The sequence below is a fragment of the Bacteroides sp. CAG:633 genome (genome assembly GCF_000435115.1).
GTDB lineage: Bacteria > Bacteroidota > Bacteroidia > Bacteroidales > Bacteroidaceae > Bacteroides > Bacteroides ndongoniae.
This window is the reverse complement of the sequence record NZ_FR882942.1, coordinates 1-2,250: the sequence shown is the minus strand read 5'-3', so window position 1 is coordinate 2,250 and position 2,250 is coordinate 1. Positions and strand designations below refer to the sequence as shown.

General features: G+C 44.2%; 3 protein-coding genes. All 3 read left to right on the top strand.

Features of this window, described 5'->3' with window-relative positions; genetic code table 11:
* The first annotated feature begins 118 nt into the window (after positions 1-118).
* Positions 119-448 (top strand): helix-turn-helix domain-containing protein, encoded by a 330-nt coding sequence (locus QVP67_RS00345; RefSeq protein ID WP_022161579.1) that lies wholly within the window; start codon positions 119-121, stop codon positions 446-448.
* Positions 441-1,940, top strand: coding sequence for a YfjI family protein (locus tag QVP67_RS00340; protein ID WP_288179735.1), 1,500 nt, complete (start codon positions 441-443; stop codon positions 1,938-1,940). The genes QVP67_RS00345 and QVP67_RS00340 overlap by 8 nt, the downstream gene beginning before the upstream one ends.
* Positions 1,933-2,250, top strand: a 318-nt coding sequence (locus QVP67_RS00335; protein WP_288179734.1) for a PG0870-related protein, incomplete at its 3' end; no start/stop codon positions are given. The genes QVP67_RS00340 and QVP67_RS00335, both read left to right, overlap by 8 nt.

The following is a 2,250-nucleotide window of genomic DNA, read 5'->3' as shown; positions in this document are numbered from 1 at the left end:
AGCTATTTCATACATTCGTGCCGTGATTCTGGTGCGATGTGCACAATCGTACCATATCGTATAACCAGGCTGAAGGTCTGAGTGTGCATCAGGGCAATCGGCCATAATTGTTTTAAGTATGGCTAAAGAAACGAATGTAGAGAAGCTATGCGACCGGGAACTGCTTGAAAAGATTCTCAGCATAGTGGAGAGACAAGAAAAACTGCCGCCTCCGGCTCATGAAGGCGGACACCGTCTATATGACAACAAGTCTTTGATGGAGAAATTGAACATCAAAGAAAAGTATCTGAAAAAGTTGCGAGACAACGGCTATATCGGCTACTCGCGTGAAGGTGATAAATACTGGTACACGCAGGAAGACGTAGACCGCTTTCTGCGTCGTTTCCATTATGAAGCTTTCGCTATTGGTGATGAACTTCCAAAGCAGGAAGGAGGTGGCTATGTTTGACACCGTTCATTTGACCAACATGCTTCGTTCGGAAGTGGAAGGCATTCCGGAAACAGGTCTTCCGTTGGATGCCTTCCCGGACAAGATACAGGAGATTATCCTCAATCTTGCCAGATACGAAAATTTCAATGTGGAATATACTGCGTCTATTGTTCTTTCTGCTGTTGCTACTGCAATAGGCAACTCTTGTCATATCCGTATAAAGGGCGAGTGGAAAACTTGCCCATCTCTTTATATGATGCTGGTCGGACGTCCCGGGCTCGGAAAGACTCCTCCCCTCGGTTTTATCTATAAGCCGATTAATGAGTATGATGACCGGCTGCATGAGAAATATAACGAGGAATATGACGAATATGAAAGAGCCATGTCAGCAGGCAAGCATGGAAGTGACGGGGAAGAACAACTGCTCAAGAAACCGAATTTTGTAACGACGGTCATTTATGATTCCACCCCGGAGGCGATGATGAATATTCATCAGCATAATCAGCGTGGGATAACATTGGTCGTCGATGAAATCCTGGCTTTGTTCAATTCCGTCAAAAGGTACAACAGCAAGAACAACCTCATTGAAGATCTGCTGACAGCTTATAGCGGACAGCCGTTAAAGATTATCCGCAAATCAGAATCACGTCCTGTTCTAATCAAGAATCCATGTATAAATGTCATCGGTTCAGTACAGACGAATATGCTGCAGGAAGTATTCCGAGCAGAGTTCCTTGCCAACGGATTGCTTGACCGTTTTCTATTTGTCTATCCAAAAAACAGGAAGATATCCGGATGGAGACGGGAAGAACGGAATACAGCCCGTCCTGACATCATGAATCAATGGAGGACAATAATCAACAGAATCCTAAGCATCCCCTGTGTCCTTGATGACAAGGGTACAACGGTCAATCCCCGTATCCTTACAATGTCTGACGATGCGGAAGAATACTTTTATGAATGGTACAATGGAATTATCGATGCTGTAAATGCCATTGAGGATGATGCGGATGTTGAAAGCCGCAAGATGAAACTCAACGGCCATGTAGCACGTCTTGCCCTGTTGTTTCAGGTAATGAAATGGGCTACTGATAGTGGAGATATGCAATATATTGAGCGGGACTCCGTAGAATCGGCAATCCGTATGGTTGATTATTATGAGGAAACATACAGGAGGATCCAGGAAGCCATTGTCATGAACAGTATCGGAGAAACGAAGGAAGCGTGGCTTTCTCTGTTGGAAGATCGTTTCACTTCCGGTGATGCTGTTATTGCCGGTAGAAAAGTTGATATGTCCCGACGCACCGTCTATTATGCACTTGACCAATTATGCCGGCTTAAGCACCCTCTTATAGAAAAGCTTCAGCATGGAGTCTATCGCAAACTTATGACAGAAAATACTGATGCACCTTGCACTATTGCACTTTCATCTTGTCAAGATACCGTGCAATCTTCTCAAAGTGCAAAAGTGCAGAGTGCAACCACACTAAAATCAGAGGACCATGAGTGAATACAGATTCCATTTGCAGAAATACCGCCCCGGAAGCAAGACTACTTGTCCGAACTGTGGTAAAAGCCGGTGTTTTGTCAGGTATATTGATGAATTGGGCAGCATTATCTTTCCGAGTAATGTCGGTAAGTGTGATCATGAAAACAGTTGTGGCTACCACTATACACCTAAAGAATACTTCAAGGATAATCCTGTTGTGTTGGAAATGGATGAGGGAAGCGGCAAGTCACTTCTTTCTGCCCCTTGTAAGACGGCAAATAAAACTCCGCCTTGTATTGTTCCTTCGTATATTCCTTCATCTTATGTGTTA

Coding starts and splice junctions, on each gene's coding strand:
- QVP67_RS00345 (WP_022161579.1), top strand. CDS start 119: ATGGCTAAAGAAACGAATGTAGAGAAGCTATGCGACCGGGAACTGCTT.
- QVP67_RS00340 (WP_288179735.1), top strand. CDS start 441: ATGTTTGACACCGTTCATTTGACCAACATGCTTCGTTCGGAAGTGGAA.